Raw genomic sequence first — 15,569 nt, forward strand, 5'->3', positions numbered from 1 at the left:
CAGTATCAAAACAACACAGGAATTTCCAAGTCTGGGCAAGTGATCTTGGGTGCAAGGAATTAGTACATCTTGTAAAAACAGTAAATACTAATCTCATCTAAATGTATAACTATGGAAAACAATTCTATTAAAACCACACAAGGGTTAGAAGATCTAGCCACTGCGCTTTTTACAACACTGGCCCCAAACAAGCTCGAAAAGGATTTGTATACCGCATCCTTTACCGTTTGTGATTACAGTCACTTAATGTTTATAATCACAGACCTCATGAAGCTTTGCGTATCTGCCATTGAGGATGAATCTGGGTTTGGGTCGTATTTAAAAATCAATATTGGGCAAATACTAAAAATAGCCATTGAGTTACTGCCCAGTGATGAAGCTGCATTTCTAGATAGATCACGGGAATTATTTGCTAAGGAAAGCGGTAATGATGTTTCTAAAATAAAAATTTCCAGAGATGAGTTTATGCAATACAATTAATAAAAAATCCCAAATTTCATTGTTATCGAAATTTGGGATTTGTTTTTTACCTGTATTTATCATTCAGACCTATGTTGTCCAAGATCATAGGTTTTATCTTTTCTATTCTGGAAAGTTTAGTTTCTTCACGTTTTGCCGTTTCTATGTATTCTAAAAATTCCTTTTGTTTGTAGGGACTAAATTTTAGGAATGCTTCCTTCAAGCTAGCATTGGCATCTAATTCTTTCTGGAAAATGTCAGGAATTATAACTTCCGTTTTTGTCTTTTCGGGTTTAATTATTTTTTCCTGTTTTTCATTCTCTATAGCTTCCTGAATGTAGGCTAGCACTTCGGCTTCATTGATTTCTTCTTTGGATGTAAAACGCCACTGGCGCAATGATTTGGTAACGCCTTCATTGGCATTGACCAAATGTTTCTTTTCATCTTTTAGAAACACACCATTAAAGAACCAAAGGGTAAAGAAGTTCTTGAATCCTCCAACTCCTATCACATTTTTGTTATTGACCACGTATACGCAACCGCCCCATTTATTGGTTTCAACCAATTCGGTTTTTGCGATAATAGATTTCAGAATCTCTAATTCAATTTCCCATTGATCGTTGTTGGTCATATACGGCTATTTAGAATTATCTTCTTTTTTTGGTCTTAACCTCTTTGTTTAGATAGTCGCCTTTGGCAGTTAATTCGGCAATTTTTACAATTACTTCGGTTGCTTTCTGCATACTCTCTACAGGTACATATTCATACTTTCCGTGAAAATTATGTCCACCGGCAAAAATATTAGGACAAGGTAAACCTTTGTATGATAATTGGCAACCATCTGTTCCTCCGCGAATAGGTTTGATAAGTGGTTTGATTCCAACTTCTTTCATGGCACTTTCGGCAATATCTACAATATATTTTACAGGTAGTACCTTTTCTTTCATATTGTAATACTGGTCTTTTATTTCGGCAATTACGATATCCTCACCGAATTTTTTAGCAAACTTCTTGTTGAATTTTTTAGTGATTTTGGCAATTAAATCTTTGCGTTTTTCAAACTTTTTCTTGCTGTGATCGCGAATGATTAATTCCAATACAGTTTCTTCTATACTTCCCGTTAGGTGGTGAATATGGAAAAAACCTTGGTATCCTTTTGTGTCCTGTGGAGTTTCCTCTTTTGGTAATTCATTGATGAAGTCATTGGCAATAAGCATGGAGTTGATCATTTTACCTTTGGCATAACCAGGATGAACACTTTTCCCCTTGAAGGTAATTTTGGCTCCAGCCGCATTAAAATTCTCGTATTCTAATTCGCCTATTTGGCTTCCGTCCATGGTGTAAGCCCAATCAGCTCCAAATTTCTCAACATCAAAATGATGAGCGCCACGACCAATTTCTTCATCTGGAGTAAAACCAACTCTAATTTTTCCGTGTTTGATTTCCGGATTGTTAATCAAGAATTCCATTGCAGTAACAATTTCCGTAATTCCAGCCTTATCATCGGCACCTAGTAGTGTTGTTCCGTCTGTGGTAATTAGGGTTTGTCCTTTGTATTGCAATAAGTCTTTGAAGTAAGAAGGGGAGAGGATAATGTTTTGTTCAGCATTCAGCACAATGTCTTTCCCGTCATAATTAGGAACAATTTGTGGTTTTACATTGGCTCCTGTAAAATCTGGAGTGGTATCAAAGTGAGAAACGAAACCAATTGTAGGTACTTCATGGTCTACATTACTTGGTAGGGTAGCCATTATATAAGCTTTGTCATCTATGGTTACGTCTTGTAATCCGATGGCTTTTAGTTCTTCTACTAATTTATTAGCCAAATCCCATTGTTTTGCGGTACTGGGAGTTGTATTTGAGTTTGGATCCGATTCGGTATCTACAGTAACGTAACTGATAAAACGATCAATAATATGTTGCATCTTTTTTTGTTTTTTTGAGGGTAAAGATAGACAATTTTAAAAAACATTTATACGGGATACACTTACTCTTGATGGGTATTGATTGAAATAAAAAATCCGCCGTAAAGCGGATTTTTAAAACGTATTGAAATAGAAACTTATTTACCTTTTTGGAGGTTAATTAGTTTTTTTCAGTATCCATCATTTCCATAAGTTTAAGACCTAGAAGTCCGCTCATAGATCCGTCTGTACCATTGTTGCCAGAAATAAGAACATCAGGAATAACTTTGATATTTCCTTTTCCTATTTCTTCGGTGATTTTGTATTTTGTAAAGTTATCACCACCCATTGCAGAAACTTGAAGCTGATACGATTCGGCTGTAGATTTACCAATTGCCATGATTTTCTCTGCTTCGGCAAGACCCGTTTTAGAGATTCTTTCGGCCTCGGCACTTGCAGTAAGTTTAGTAGCTTCGGCTTGTGCACCCGCTCTGGCTTTGGTAGCTTCGGCTTCGGCATTGGCACGCATTTTAGTAGCTTCGGCTTCGGCATTTACATTCAGTTTTAAACTTGTAGCGTCTCCTTCGGCTTTTTTAACGGTAGCATCGGCAGTACGCTGTGCAATCTCAACACTTTGGGAAGCTCGAACGATTTCCTTTTGCATATCGGCAATTGCAGTTTCTTTTTCCATTCCTTGGCGTTGTTCCTGTGCCATTTTTTGGGTTTGATAGGTTTTTTGCTCTTCTTCGGCAATTTTTCTATCTGTCAATGTTTTCATCAATGATTCTGGAGGAACGATATCTCCAATTAGAGTATCTACTGCATTTACATTGTATTCATCCAAAACAACTTTGATGTGATTTTTGGCTGATTCCTGACGCTCTTTTCTGGTTGAAAGAAACGAGATTACATCGCTTTCCTGAGCTGAGTTTCTGAAATAATTTCCAATAGTTGGTTCCAGAACCTGAGAAACAAGATTGTTCATGCTACCAAAACGGGCAATTACTTTTGGAGCTTCATTGGCAGGAACATGAATGATTTGTGATACATCTAGATTAAATGGGAAACCATCTTTTGATCGAACGGTAATCGTTGATAGGTTTTGGTCTAGATTATGAGATTCACTTCTGGCATCAGCCCAGTTCAGTACCAAGTTGGTTGTAGGAACCGGTTCTAATTTTGTGGTGTATTTATTAAGAGCATATTTTCCTGGACCAAAAGGCTCCATCCAAACACCGCGCTGTCCTTTTGAAACGATATTTCCGTGTTTGAAATTATCTCCTGTTACATCTTGTCCGTCTTCGCCAATATATGAAATTACAACTCCAACGTATCCAATAGGCACATCGGTCATAGGAGTTTGCTCTATTTGAATGGCCCATGTATTGATGTAATAAGAACCGGCAAGCATTACTTGAGGTTGTAATCCACGATTTCCTCCATTTTTGAGGAATAGGTCAAAATCCTGAAAGTTATTGTGTCCTTCTACAAATTTACCGGCAATTTGTCCGATAGGAATGGGTTCACCATCCATAGCGGTTACAATTCCGACCATATTTTCAGAAATTACAATTTGAGGAGAAACCACCACTTCAAATAAATACGTATTGATACGGTATGAACCTGTTGTTATGAATGCTGATTGACGTCCTTTTTGTCCGCCATTGTCCAAAAACATTGTGGCATCCTGAAAATTGTCTGAGTTTACTTTTTGGGCAAGGATGCGTCCCGTTGGGATTTCGGCACCATCTTTACTCAATACCAAACCAATATTTCCTTCGGGAATAATGGTAAATGGTGTCATGTTTACTGAATATTGCCAAGGCCACATTCCCCAGTAGAGCCCCGGAGCAAGAGTTTTGGCCTGAAAACCGGCTTCGCCTTTGGTAGCGATAATTCGGCCATCGGGCAATGATTTTGCCGCTCCAAAGAGGACGAATTTTTTGGTTACCAATCCAATTTTGTCTTCTGGAACGATAACCATTCCGAAGAACACGCGCAAAACAAATTTGTAAAAAAGTAGGGATAGGATAATTAAGAATATCCACCAGTTAGTAAGTAAAAATTGCATAGTTGTGAGGGTTTAGACTACAAACATAATTTATTTTTTTCTTGTAATTTGATTTCTGTTTGGAATTATTTTTTAACTTTTTTTGATGTTAAATGTTGAAATCGATCCTTTGTTTTTAGCTAAAATCAAATTAAAATTCACGGTATTGCAGTATAGATTTTATTGTCTATTTTGCAGCTTAATAGGAATTAGTTTATGGCATTATTTAATCGATTGAATTTTAAGGGGAAATCACTGATCAATACAGGATTTGGAACTAGTGCGTCCAGTTATGGAGGACGTTTTATCAATAAGGATGGCTCGGTAAACGCAACCAAAAAAGGAGTTGGTATTTTTGGCAAAATCAGTTGGTATCATACCATGCTGGACATGCCTACCTGGAAATTCCTTTCGATTCTTTTCTTGTTTTATATTGTCATTAATCTTGTGTTTGCGTTATTGTATTTTGGGATTGGGATAGAGCATCTCAATGGGATTGAAACAACTGATGATATCTGGGTACAATTTGGACAGGCTTATTTTTTTAGTGCGCAAACTTTTACCACAGTGGGTTATGGCCATATCAGCCCTACTGGGTTTTATACGAGTGCTTTGTCTTCTGCCGAAGCTTTGATAGGATTGTTGAGTTTTGCCATTGCTACCGGTTTGTTTTTTGGGAGATTCAGTAAGCCTTCTATTTTTTTGAAATTCTCCGACAATGTTATTATCGCACCTTTTAATAATGGCAAAGCATTGATGTTTAGATTATCTCCCTACAAAAACACCAATTATATTGATGCTGAGGTCAATGTAACAGTTGGGATGCAAATTGAGGAAAATGGGGTTATGACGAATAAGTTTTTTACACTGGATTTAGAATATCAAAAAATAAACTCGTTGGCACTAAGCTGGACATTGGTTCACCCAATAACAAGCGAAAGTCCTTTGTACGGATTGGTAGCCTCAGACTATGATTCGATATTGGGTGAAATTATTGTGGTTATCAAAACATTTGATGATATGTTTAGCACCACGGTTGCAACGCGAACTTCTTATACTTTTAAAGAAGTTGTTTATGGAGCCAAATTCAAGCCTATGTATTCTAGAAGCGAAAATAATGAAAGCACGGTTCTGGACTTAGGTTTGTTAAACACCTTTGATAGAGTGGCTATAGATTAGTTTGCAGTTTTTCTTTTAAAATTCGCACCCCTTCTGAAGCTACATTTGGAATTACTTCTAGTGGGTTTCTAAGATTAGGGATTTTTATGGGTTTAGGATCGATATAATAAATAGGTGTTCCTTTTTTTGTAAAATCAATTAAACCGGCAGCCGGATAAACTTGTAGTGAAGTGCCAATAACCGCAAAATAATCGGCTTGTTCAGTTATTGTGATGGCTTCCTCAAGAGCGGGAACCTGCTCACCAAACCAAACAATATGCGGACGAAGTTGATTACCTTGATGGTCAACATCTCCAAGATTTAAGTCGTCTTGCCAGTCCAGGATATAGTTTTCATTTTTGGAGCTTCGTACTTTTAATAATTGTCCGTGCAAATGGGTGATATTGGTACTTCCGGCTCGTTCGTGTAAATCATCTACATTTTGGGTAATGATATAAACGTCAAGATCATTTTCTAATTCAGCTAAAATCTGATGTCCTAAATTGGGCTGTACTTCTTTTAGCTGTTGGCGTCTTTGGTTATAAAAATCAAGTACTAAGGATGGGTTTTTGAACCAGCCTTCCGGAGTGGCAACATCCATTACATTATGACCTTCCCATAATCCGTCGCCATCGCGAAATGTTTTGATACCGCTTTCGGCGCTAATTCCGGCACCGGTAAGAACTACTAATTTCTTTTTCATTTTATTTAGTCAATAGGCATTAGAGAATAGGCAATAGTGGGTAACAATTTGCGGAGAACTTCTGACTTAATCTCTAATTTGTTTTTATTGTCAAAAATAATTAAAAACAGTTAGAAAAAGGCTAATGCCTAAAGACTATTCACTATTGTCTTTTTTAGTATTTTTGCCAAAAAAATAATACGCAATGATTGATTTAGATTACCTCAATTATCTTGAAAATATAATAACAGAAAACAGAAAAGAAAATTTTTTGAAAGTATTACAAAACAGAACTAAACATTTTACGGTTGCTGTTGAAGATGTTTTTCAGATGCATAATGCTAGTGCGGTAATGCGTAGTTGTGAGGTTTTTGGTGTTCAGGAACTGCATGTTATAGAGGAGCGTTTTGGTAAAAGAATTGATAAGCAAATCGCGATGGGTGCCCAAAAATGGGTTGATATTTCAGCTTACGACAGTGCAGCCAATTGTATTGATACATTAAAGAGCAGGGGATACCAAATTATAGCGACAACACCTCATGCAAATGATTGTTTGCTGGAGGATTTTGATATTTCTAAACCAAGTGCTTTGTTTTTTGGTACTGAAAAAGAAGGATTGTCTGAAGAGATTATCCAGAAAGCTGATGGTTTTCTTAAAATTCCGATGGTAGGTTTTACGGAGAGTTTGAATATCTCGGTTTCGGCTGCGATTGTTATTCAGAACCTGACCAATAGATTGCGTAATTCTGATGTCAACTGGCAGTTGACAGAGGAAGAAATTCTGGAGAAAAGACTGGATTGGACCCGAAAATCCATCAGGGATATTAAGCGAATCGAGGCGAGGTATTATCAGTAAGCGATATTCTGTTTGTTGTTTTTAAGCTTTAGGTAAACATTTTTTGACGTCAAATTTATTTAAAATCTATTTTGTCGATGAGTTCTCCTTTTTTTAAATAATAAGCTTCAAACGATTTGGATCCTATTTCATAAACGGCCTCAATTATTATTTTGTCAGCAGTTTTGTTCTTTTCTAAAACTAATTTTTGTTGGGATTTAGTTAAGTCGGTCAAACTAATTGATTGCTCAAATTCAAAACCTTCATCATAGGCGAACTCAAGAGCAAAATTGCTGTTTTGCCATTTTAAAATGGTTTCTATTCCTTTTGACTTTGCATTGGTGCTAATAACTGCTTGATTGGCATTAAATAGATTGGTGCTAGATTGGGTTAGCATTAAAAATCCAGAAATTACCATGGCGAAATAGCCTATTTTTTTAAATATAAATTCACTCAAAAAAGGTAAAATCCATTTCATTGACCAAGTAGAAAGTATTGCTGCAATTGCAACTACTATACCAACGGAAATAACTTCATAAGTGATCAAACCAAATAAGGTGTAGAGTACTATTTTTACCAAATGGAGTATGATTTCGTTAGCAGCTCTTGTGGCTACAATTTCTTCTTTAGAAAGACCGTAGCGCAAATAAAATTTATTAAATAAAAGACCAACTGCACCAGTTAGTCCTGATAGAAATCCTGCAGAAAACCCAATGAGGGACAAGACGTAATTTTTAGGTTTTTCGGTATTATCTAATTCTTTTGGCTTTTTAAAAACAAAAGGTAAGTTGCTAACCAAAAAGAGTCCCATGACAATTTCTAAATATATTGGGTTTACATATTTGAGTAGCCATGCCCCGAGCCAAACTGCTGGAAGTGCTGCGGGTACAAAATATTTTACAATAGGCCAGCAAATGTTTTTCTTAAAAACTATTATTCTGGAAGCTGAGCTTGTAAATGTTCCAATCGATAATGCGGCGGGAACTTGGGAAATAGGCAAAAGTCGTCCTAATAAAGGAATGAGCATTAATCCTGCGCCACCTCCGCAGATAGCACTGATAGAAAAGGCTAAAAAGCTAAAAATGAAAATGAGTATTAGAGTGTTTTCCATAGGGGGAGTGCTAAAATCATTTGGATGATTTTAATTTAGCATTTAAATTTTGGTATTAAAAAAATTAGGAAAAAAGTAACTCTTAGTTCTTTTTCAAGATCTTATATTGTTCATAGCAACCACTTATGGCATCCATGATTTGAAGGTCATTAGCAGTTTTTATAAAAGCTTCGGAATAGCTGCATCGAGTTAATATTTCTGCAATTTCGTCTTGGGAGACTCCTAGTAATAATGAAATGGTTTCCCTGTCATATTTGGTTTCTAATAGGTTTCTTACGGTGTCATCTTTTCGCATTTCCCTAAGCTTTTTGAGCTGTTGGGGTCTCTTCCCAAAGACATTGTAGAGCATATCAGCAGGATTAAATATGGAGCCGAGTACTTTTCCAAAAGCTTCAGGTGCATATTGACCTCCTTCATAACCTTGATTTAAACCCGAAATACTATAACGGTAATCTTCTTTTATGGGGATTAATTTTGAGTCGATTTCCAGATATCCAGTAAGGTAATAAGGGCTTATGACCACTTCTTTTAAAGCGATTGCCTTTTGGGTCAATTGAATAGTTGTTTTTTTGTTTTTTATCCAGTCATTGGTCACTCTAACTCGTAAAGACTCAAAGCCAAGAAGTGTGATGTGTAAGGTGTCACTTTGGGTTACAGCAATCTCAAAATTACCTTTGTCATCCGTAGTGGTACCGGTAACTTGATTGATATTGATGATGTTTACGCTGGCTAAAGGGGTGCCGGTATTGTCGCTAATAATTGTACCAGAGACTTTTTGTGGAGTATCAGTAGTTTGAGCTACTGCACTTATGGAAGCAATTACAAATAAAAAAACTACAAAATATTTCATAAACTGTTTTAAAGCTTTAAAAGTAGTAAAACAGGATTAAATATTTTGTAGTTCCAGTATAATTATAAGAAAATTAACAATCGGAATTGTTAGTCTCTTCTTGGTCTTCTTGATCTTGATGAATCACCAAAGCCTTCAGAACGTCTAGGTGCTCTTTCTGATGAACCTTCTCTTGAAGATCTGTCTGATGAAAAACCACCATCTCTTCTTGAACCTGAGTTTCTTTCTGATCTAAAACCACCTTCTCTAGAAGATGAACCTCTGTCACCTCTAAAACCACCTTCTCTTCTTGGTGCAAAGCTACCTTCTCTTCTTGAAGAGCTTCTTCCTCCAAATCCACCAGAATTTCTTCCGTTATGGTCACGTCTTCCGCCACCATCATTTTTAGAAATTTCAACATTGATACGACGACCTTCTAATTGTACGTTGTTCAATATGTCCATTACTTTATCAGTGTGTTCTGGATCAGTGTTAAAGAAAGAGAAACCTTCTTTTACATCTACTTTGAATACGTCATCACGACCTAAGTCTAATGTTTCTTTCAAGTAGTCTTTTAATGACATCCAATCGAAATTGTCTCTAGAACCAATATTTACAAAGTATCTTGTAGCACCACCATTGTTGTTTGCTCTTGGCTCTCTATCGTCACCACGATCGCGTCTATCTGAAGATTGACTAGTGATGTCTCTGTTTTTCTTGTAGTAAGCAATAAAACGGTTAAATTCTACTGAAACCATTTTCTTGATTAATTCTTCTTTAGATAAACCTTCTAATACATCATTGATAGCAGGTAAGTAGTTGTCAATTTCGTGATCAACTTCAGTATCTTTAATTTTATTAGCTAAGTGTAATAATTGGATTTCGCAGATTTCAATTCCAGAAGGGATTGTTTTTTCTTCGAATTTTTGTTTAATGATTCTTTCGATTGCAGAAATCTTACGTAATTCACTTTTAGTTACAATTACGATAGATGTACCTAATTTACCTGCACGACCAGTACGTCCTGAACGGTGATTGTAAGTTTCTACTTCGTCCGGCAATTGGTAGTTTACTACGTGAGTTACATTATCAACGTCAATTCCACGAGCAGCAACATCAGTTGCAACAAGCATTTGGATTTGTCTTCCTCTAAAAGATTTCATAACCCCATCACGTTGCGCTTGAGATAAATCTCCGTGTAATGCAGCAGCGCTGTATCCGTCTTCGATTAATTTTTCGGCAACCGCTTGAGTGTCACGTTTTGTTCTACAAAAAACTACAGAGAAAATGTCTGGATTGGCATCTGCCAAACGTTTCAAAGCTTCGTAACGATCACGTGCATTTACAAGGTAAAATTCGTGTGATACAGTAGCTGAACCAGAGTTTTTGGTTCCTACAGTAATTTCTTGTGGGTTAGACATAAATTGTTTTCCAATTCGTGCCACTTCAGCAGGCATAGTTGCAGAAAACAACCATGTGTTTTTTTCGTCAGGTGTAGTAGAAAGGATGTTTACGATATCTTCGTAGAAACCCATGTTCAACATTTCGTCTGCTTCGTCAAGGATGCAATAGTTAATTTGAGAAATGTTTACCAAGCCTCTGTTAATCATATCTTGCATTCTTCCTGGAGTTGCTACAATAATTTGTGCCCCTCTTTTAATGTCTCTCGCTTGTTCTGTAATGCTAGCCCCACCGTAAACTGCTACTACATTTATACCTTTTTCGTATTTTGAGTAGTTTTTAAGTTCGTTGGCAATCTGCAAACACAATTCACGTGTTGGAGATAAAATTAATGCTTGTGTATTTCTGTTGTTGGCATCAATTTTCTGAATAACTGGAAAACCAAACGCTGCCGTTTTCCCTGTCCCTGTTTGAGCTAACGCAACTAAATCTGTATCTTTTTCCAATAATAGGGGAATCGCTTTCTCCTGTACTTCGCTCGGATTTTCAAATCCTAGATCTAAAATCGCCTTCAGTAACGATTCACTCAATCCTAATTGTTCAAATTTATTCATATGTATTTTTAAAATAGGGTGCAAAATTACTGTTTATAATTCATATAAACTAATGCTATTTTAAGATTTAATGATTTATTAGTATTTGATAATCAGTGTATTGTGATTTGAATTTTCTATTTTGGACTTTAAATTTTAAATTTTAGTCTGAAATTACGTCTCATATATTTAAATTTTAATGTAAAATATGTTGCATTTTGAACAATTATTTGTTTTCTTTCAAAAAACGGATTAGTTCTTGAGTGGCTATCCCTCGGTGGCTGATTTTGTTTTTTGTTTCTAATGGTAATTGAGCAAAAGTTTCTTGGTAATTTTCAGGTCTAAAAATAGGATCGTATCCAAAACCTTGATTCCCTGATTTTTCTAAAGTGATTTCACCTCGTGCAATACCTGTAAAAAGATATTGTTTCCCTTTTAGGTTTAATGTGATTACTGTTTTAAATTGTGCTTTTCTATTGCTTTTGTCTTTTAAATTCAAAAGTAATTTTGTCATGTTGTCTTCAGCAGAACGTTGCTCTCCTGCATAGCGAGCAGAGTACACACCAGGTTCACCATTGAGTGCATCAACTTCAAGTCCTGTATCGTCAGCAAAACAATCGTAGCCATATTTTTGGGTTACATAATCGGCCTTCATTATAGCGTTTTCTTCAATAGTATCAGCGGTTTCGGGAATTTCTTCGTGACAGCCAATGCTTTCGAGACTAATGATTTCTATGCTATCAGGGAGCATGCTTTGTATTTCTTTTATTTTATTAGGGTTGTTGGTGGCGAATACGATTTTCATTACTTATTTTTTTATTGATGCAAAAATACATTGTTTTAAAATAGACTAGTTTTTTGTCCTGAATATTTTTTCATTTGAGGCATTTTGCTTTACTAGACTTAATTTAAATCATCGTAAGTAGTTACGTCAATACCTTATTTAGTAAAAATTATCTGTAGGTAAATATCTTGATGATTTGTTTTTTTATTAAGCTTTTTTATATGTAATATTGTGCTTTAATTAATAAAAAATAAAAAAAATGAAAAAATTAAGTGTTTTATTTGTTTCTGTGTTGGCATTAGGAATGTCATTTGTATCTTGTAGTAAAGATGATGATAAAGAAGCTTCTATTGAAGGGAAGTGGAATTATTCAACTGCAGCTATAACTACAAATGGTATTGAAGTGCCATTCAATGATTATATTGATAATCAAGCTAATTGTGCTAAAGATTATTTAGAACTTAAAACTGCTGGAGTAGCTAATTCTGGTGAATACAGTTCAGATTGTAAACTTACTGTTGATACAGGAACTTGGAAAAAAGACGGAAATAAACTTACTGTTGTGAGTGATGGTGAATCTACATCTTTCGAAGTAGTAAGTGTTACGGATTCAACTTTGAAATTAAAAGTTTCTTATAGTGAGGGAGGAGTTGCATTAACAGTTATCGTAACATTGGTTAAAGCATAAATTTTATTATTTAATTTTGGAAGGCTGATATCAGTATAAAGAAATTAAAGAATAATAAAAATTAGGCAGTAGTAAGCAGTTGTTTACTACTGCTTTTTTTTTACATATAGTTATAATCCCGATTTTAATAATTGAATAAAGTAATTTATCTGCAAAATCTGATGCGTTAAAATGAGGTTAAAGTGTTGTTTTATATGTGTTTAGATGTGAATATGTTGTAAATTTGATTGTGGTTTTGATTAATTACTTGAGTATATAATATCACAAATATTTCAATATTAGAAAAAGTATCTCAATAGTCAGCTATACACAGGTTTAGGGTATAAGTTAGATAATGATAAATCAGAACGACAAATTAGAGAGCGGTAGTACCGCTCTCTTTTTTATGGTATATGCTAATGTCTTGTTAGATTGGTTAAATTATCAGGGAAATATTAATAGCACTATATCGATTGTAAACAATTGTTTTTTCATTATTGAAAGAGTTTAAAAGTTAATATTCGATATGGCTACTTTTATTTCTAAACAAAGACTAGGTATAGCGCAATCGTACATATACATGTTTGATTCCTTTTTTATCGGAGTCTCTTTCGTCTATTTCTAGGATATCTGTTAGAGATTTGAGCATTGGAGTAAGTTTGTTGAACCCGAAGCTTCTTGGGTCGAATTCGGGTTTTTTCTTTACGATTAAGTTTCCAACATCGCCTAAGAAAGCCCATCCGTCATCATCTCCAATGGCGTCAATGGTGTCTTCTATTAATTCGATGGTTTTATTGTCTACTTTTATAGTCGTCTCTTTTGAAGCAGCTTTTTTGGTTTCTTTAGGATCTGCTGTAGGAGCAGAAACGGTTTGTTTCGTTTTTTTCTTTTTGATGGCACCTTCTAAAACTTCTATATAAATAAAACGGTCGCAAGCTACAATAAAAGGATTTGGAGTTTTTTTCTCGCCAATCCCAATTACTTTCATACCCGATTCTCGTAATCGTATGGCTAGTCTGGTAAAATCACTATCGCTGGAAACGATACAAAAACCATCGACTTTGTCTGAATACAATAAATCCATTGCATCGATTATCAAGGCTGAATCGGAGGAATTTTTTCCGATTGTATAACTATATTGTTGGATTGGTGTAATGGCGTGTTCGAGTAAAACTGATTTCCAACCACTGGCATTGGGTTTGGTCCAATCACCATAAATGCGTTTAGTGGTGGGTGTGCCATATTTAGCGATTTCTTCCATCATTCCTTTTACATTACTGTAAGGAACATTGTCGGCATCAATGAGTACGGCGAGTTTTAGTTCTTTTGTATTTTGGGACATACTGAATTGTTTTAGATTTTGTATTGTTCTGATTATCAATTTTTGGATTTTTCGTATTAAAATTATAATCGAAACTGATTCAAATATACACGTTTTTATTGAAGATTATTGTTGATTCCTACAATTAGCCCTGATGGTAATGGAAAGCCTCTATGGAAGAAATCTATTTTTTCCTGTGCCGGCAGAGCGACCAAAGGAAGCTCCTGCCAGCGCATTAGAAAAAAAGGTTTGTGACGGAGAGCTTGAAGTGAACAGCAGGAATTGCTTCTTATTTTATTTTTCTTTGGGTAAAATAATTGATTTTTAGGTATTTTTTGGGAAGTAAAAATAATTTTGCTTTCAATACGCTAATAAATTTTAAATAATTAATTTTGCAGCTTCTTAAAAATTAATATTAGTAGATACAATATATTATGGTTAAAGATTTATTCGAAAGAATTCAAAGTAATAAAGGTCCACTAGGAAAATGGGCTTCACAAGCAGAAGGTTATTTTGTATTTCCAAAATTAGAAGGTGAATTAGGACCAAGAATGCAATTTCAAGGTAAAAATATTTTAAACTGGAGTTTGAATGATTATTTAGGTCTAGCGAATCATCCAGAAGTACGTAAAGCGGATACTGAGGCAGCAATTGCTTATGGTGCGGCTTACCCAATGGGGGCAAGAATGATGAGTGGTCATACTAAATACCACGAACAACTTGAGGAAGAATTGGCTGCTTTTGTAATGAAAGAATCAGCTTATTTATTGAATTTTGGTTACCAAGGAATGGTGTCTATCATTGACGCTTTGGTTACTAAAAATGATGTGATTGTTTACGATGTAGATGCACATGCTTGTATTATTGACGGTGTTCGTTTGCACATGGGGAAACGTTTTACTTATCGTCACAATGACATTGCGAGCATGGAGAAAAATTTAGAACGTGCTTCTAAATTAGCCGAAACTACTGGTGGTGGTATTTTATTTATTACTGAAGGTGTTTTTGGAATGCGTGGACAACAAGGTAAGTTGAAAGAGATTGTAGAGATGAAAAAGAAATACAATTTCCGTTTGCTTGTTGATGATGCACATGGTTTTGGTACTCTTGGTAAAACTGGTGCTGGAGCAGGTGAGGAGCAAGGTTGTCAGGACGGAATTGATGTTTACTTCTCGACATTTGCAAAATCAATGGCTAACATTGGTGCTTTTGTAGCTGCTGATAAAGATGTTATTGATTATTTGAAATACAATTTGCGTTCACAAATGTTTGCTAAAGCGTTGCCAATGATTCAAACTGTTGGTTCGTTGAAACGTTTGGAATTATTGCGTGAATCATCTGAAATAAAAGACAAATTGTGGGTTAATGTGAATGCATTACAAAATGGTTTGAAAGAAAGAGGATTTAATATTGGGGACACCAATACTTGTATCACTCCTGTTTACTTAGAAGGAAGTATTCCGGAAGCGATGATTATGGTAAATGATTTAAGAGAAAACTATGGTATTTTCTTGTCTATTGTAGTGTATCCTGTAATTCCAAAAGGAATTATTTTATTGCGTATGATTCCAACTGCTTCTCATACTTTGGAAGATATTGATGAAACATTGGCTGCATTTGAAGCTATACGTGAAAAATTAACAAACGGTACTTATAAAGAAATTGCAAGTAAAACCACTGTTGATTTAGATGCATAAATAAAAGTATTGATCGGTTTTTACTGATCTTATTCATAAAAAAAATCCATTCGTATTTTGCGAATGGATTTTTTTTAT

Annotated in this window: 14 protein-coding genes; 5 read left to right on the top strand and 9 right to left on the bottom strand. The window is 35.2% G+C overall.

What is annotated here, in order from left to right; all coding sequences use genetic code 11:
* Nucleotides 1-111: 111 nt before the first annotated feature.
* Entirely contained in the window at nucleotides 112-480 is a 369-nt protein-coding gene (locus OZP08_RS10080) for a hypothetical protein (protein WP_268845970.1), read from the top strand.
* 46 nt (nucleotides 481-526) lie between these two features.
* On the opposite strand, the gene OZP08_RS10085 is transcribed toward OZP08_RS10080, so the two are convergent.
* From OZP08_RS10085 to OZP08_RS10095, 3 genes are all read right to left on the bottom strand, one after another.
* Nucleotides 527-1,090, bottom strand: a complete 564-nt coding sequence (locus OZP08_RS10085) for a YdeI/OmpD-associated family protein (RefSeq protein ID WP_268845971.1) — start codon at nucleotides 1,088-1,090, stop codon at nucleotides 527-529.
* A 16-nt stretch (nucleotides 1,091-1,106) separates the two neighbouring features.
* Nucleotides 1,107-2,384 carry a peptidase T gene (gene pepT / locus OZP08_RS10090; protein ID WP_281321757.1) on the bottom strand — a complete coding sequence of 426 codons (1,278 nt, stop codon included), beginning with the start codon at nucleotides 2,382-2,384 and terminating at the stop codon, nucleotides 1,107-1,109.
* Between the two features lie 160 nt (nucleotides 2,385-2,544).
* A complete protein-coding gene (locus tag OZP08_RS10095; RefSeq protein ID WP_281321758.1) occupies nucleotides 2,545-4,434 on the bottom strand; it encodes an SPFH domain-containing protein in 1,890 nt (629 codons plus the stop codon).
* 195 nt (nucleotides 4,435-4,629) lie between these two features.
* Between OZP08_RS10095 and OZP08_RS10100 the strand changes: the two genes are divergently transcribed.
* Nucleotides 4,630-5,592, top strand: coding sequence for an ion channel (locus tag OZP08_RS10100; protein ID WP_281321759.1), 963 nt, complete (start codon nucleotides 4,630-4,632; stop codon nucleotides 5,590-5,592).
* Here the strand turns inward: OZP08_RS10100 and OZP08_RS10105 are convergent.
* Nucleotides 5,582-6,274, bottom strand: coding sequence for an SIR2 family NAD-dependent protein deacylase (locus OZP08_RS10105; protein WP_268845974.1), 693 nt, complete (start codon nucleotides 6,272-6,274; stop codon nucleotides 5,582-5,584). The genes OZP08_RS10100 and OZP08_RS10105 overlap by 11 nt on opposite strands.
* 184 nt (nucleotides 6,275-6,458) lie before the next feature.
* Here OZP08_RS10105 and OZP08_RS10110 point away from each other — a divergent pair, with 184 nt between their 5' ends.
* Nucleotides 6,459-7,109, top strand: a complete 651-nt coding sequence (locus OZP08_RS10110) for a TrmH family RNA methyltransferase (RefSeq protein ID WP_268845975.1) — start codon at nucleotides 6,459-6,461, stop codon at nucleotides 7,107-7,109.
* A gap of 55 nt (nucleotides 7,110-7,164) precedes the next feature.
* Here OZP08_RS10110 and OZP08_RS10115 read toward each other — a convergent pair whose 3' ends face one another.
* From OZP08_RS10115 to OZP08_RS10130, 4 genes are all read right to left on the bottom strand, one after another.
* Entirely contained in the window at nucleotides 7,165-8,199 is a 1,035-nt protein-coding gene (locus tag OZP08_RS10115; RefSeq protein ID WP_268845976.1) for a sulfite exporter TauE/SafE family protein, read from the bottom strand.
* An 82-nt stretch (nucleotides 8,200-8,281) separates the two neighbouring features.
* Entirely contained in the window at nucleotides 8,282-9,049 is a 768-nt protein-coding gene (locus tag OZP08_RS10120) for a carboxypeptidase-like regulatory domain-containing protein (RefSeq protein ID WP_281321760.1), read from the bottom strand.
* Nucleotides 9,050-9,138: 89 nt separating this feature from the next.
* The gene (locus OZP08_RS10125; protein WP_281321761.1) at nucleotides 9,139-11,043 is read right to left on the bottom strand and encodes a DEAD/DEAH box helicase; all 1,905 of its coding nucleotides are present in this window, start codon (nucleotides 11,041-11,043) and stop codon (nucleotides 9,139-9,141) included.
* A 205-nt stretch (nucleotides 11,044-11,248) separates the two neighbouring features.
* Complete coding sequence (locus OZP08_RS10130; protein WP_281321762.1) at nucleotides 11,249-11,827, bottom strand: non-canonical purine NTP diphosphatase; 579 nt, start codon at nucleotides 11,825-11,827, stop codon at nucleotides 11,249-11,251.
* Between the two features lie 238 nt (nucleotides 11,828-12,065).
* On the opposite strand from OZP08_RS10130, the gene OZP08_RS10135 reads away from it, so the two are divergent.
* Entirely contained in the window at nucleotides 12,066-12,494 is a 429-nt protein-coding gene (locus OZP08_RS10135) for a lipocalin-like domain-containing protein (RefSeq protein ID WP_268845978.1), read from the top strand.
* A 532-nt stretch (nucleotides 12,495-13,026) separates the two neighbouring features.
* Here the strand turns inward: OZP08_RS10135 and OZP08_RS10140 are convergent.
* A complete protein-coding gene (locus OZP08_RS10140; RefSeq protein ID WP_281321763.1) occupies nucleotides 13,027-13,815 on the bottom strand; it encodes an NYN domain-containing protein in 789 nt (262 codons plus the stop codon).
* A gap of 413 nt (nucleotides 13,816-14,228) precedes the next feature.
* On the opposite strand from OZP08_RS10140, the gene capB reads away from it, so the two are divergent.
* Nucleotides 14,229-15,491: a cysteate-C-fatty acyltransferase gene (gene capB / locus OZP08_RS10145; RefSeq protein WP_268845979.1), complete on the top strand. Its 1,263-nt coding sequence runs from the start codon at nucleotides 14,229-14,231 to the stop codon at nucleotides 15,489-15,491.
* The last annotated feature ends 78 nt before the right edge of the window (nucleotides 15,492-15,569 follow it).

Origin of the sequence: Flavobacterium aestivum, assembly GCF_026870175.2 — a bacterium.
Classification (GTDB): domain Bacteria; phylum Bacteroidota; class Bacteroidia; order Flavobacteriales; family Flavobacteriaceae; genus Flavobacterium; species Flavobacterium aestivum.

Excerpts from the sequence above, each read along its gene's own strand:
- OZP08_RS10080 (WP_268845970.1), top strand. The coding sequence starts at position 112 with ATGGAAAACAATTCTATTAAAACCACACAAGGGTTAGAAGATCTAGCC.
- OZP08_RS10085 (WP_268845971.1), bottom strand. The coding sequence starts at position 1,090 with ATGACCAACAACGATCAATGGGAAATTGAATTAGAGATTCTGAAATCT.
- pepT (WP_281321757.1), bottom strand. The coding sequence starts at position 2,384 with ATGCAACATATTATTGATCGTTTTATCAGTTACGTTACTGTAGATACC.
- OZP08_RS10095 (WP_281321758.1), bottom strand. The coding sequence starts at position 4,434 with ATGCAATTTTTACTTACTAACTGGTGGATATTCTTAATTATCCTATCC.
- OZP08_RS10100 (WP_281321759.1), top strand. The coding sequence starts at position 4,630 with ATGGCATTATTTAATCGATTGAATTTTAAGGGGAAATCACTGATCAAT.
- OZP08_RS10105 (WP_268845974.1), bottom strand. The coding sequence starts at position 6,274 with ATGAAAAAGAAATTAGTAGTTCTTACCGGTGCCGGAATTAGCGCCGAA.
- OZP08_RS10110 (WP_268845975.1), top strand. The coding sequence starts at position 6,459 with ATGATTGATTTAGATTACCTCAATTATCTTGAAAATATAATAACAGAA.
- OZP08_RS10115 (WP_268845976.1), bottom strand. The coding sequence starts at position 8,199 with ATGGAAAACACTCTAATACTCATTTTCATTTTTAGCTTTTTAGCCTTT.
- OZP08_RS10120 (WP_281321760.1), bottom strand. The coding sequence starts at position 9,049 with ATGAAATATTTTGTAGTTTTTTTATTTGTAATTGCTTCCATAAGTGCA.
- OZP08_RS10125 (WP_281321761.1), bottom strand. The coding sequence starts at position 11,043 with ATGAATAAATTTGAACAATTAGGATTGAGTGAATCGTTACTGAAGGCG.
- OZP08_RS10130 (WP_281321762.1), bottom strand. The coding sequence starts at position 11,827 with ATGAAAATCGTATTCGCCACCAACAACCCTAATAAAATAAAAGAAATA.
- OZP08_RS10135 (WP_268845978.1), top strand. The coding sequence starts at position 12,066 with ATGAAAAAATTAAGTGTTTTATTTGTTTCTGTGTTGGCATTAGGAATG.
- OZP08_RS10140 (WP_281321763.1), bottom strand. The coding sequence starts at position 13,815 with ATGTCCCAAAATACAAAAGAACTAAAACTCGCCGTACTCATTGATGCC.
- capB (WP_268845979.1), top strand. The coding sequence starts at position 14,229 with ATGGTTAAAGATTTATTCGAAAGAATTCAAAGTAATAAAGGTCCACTA.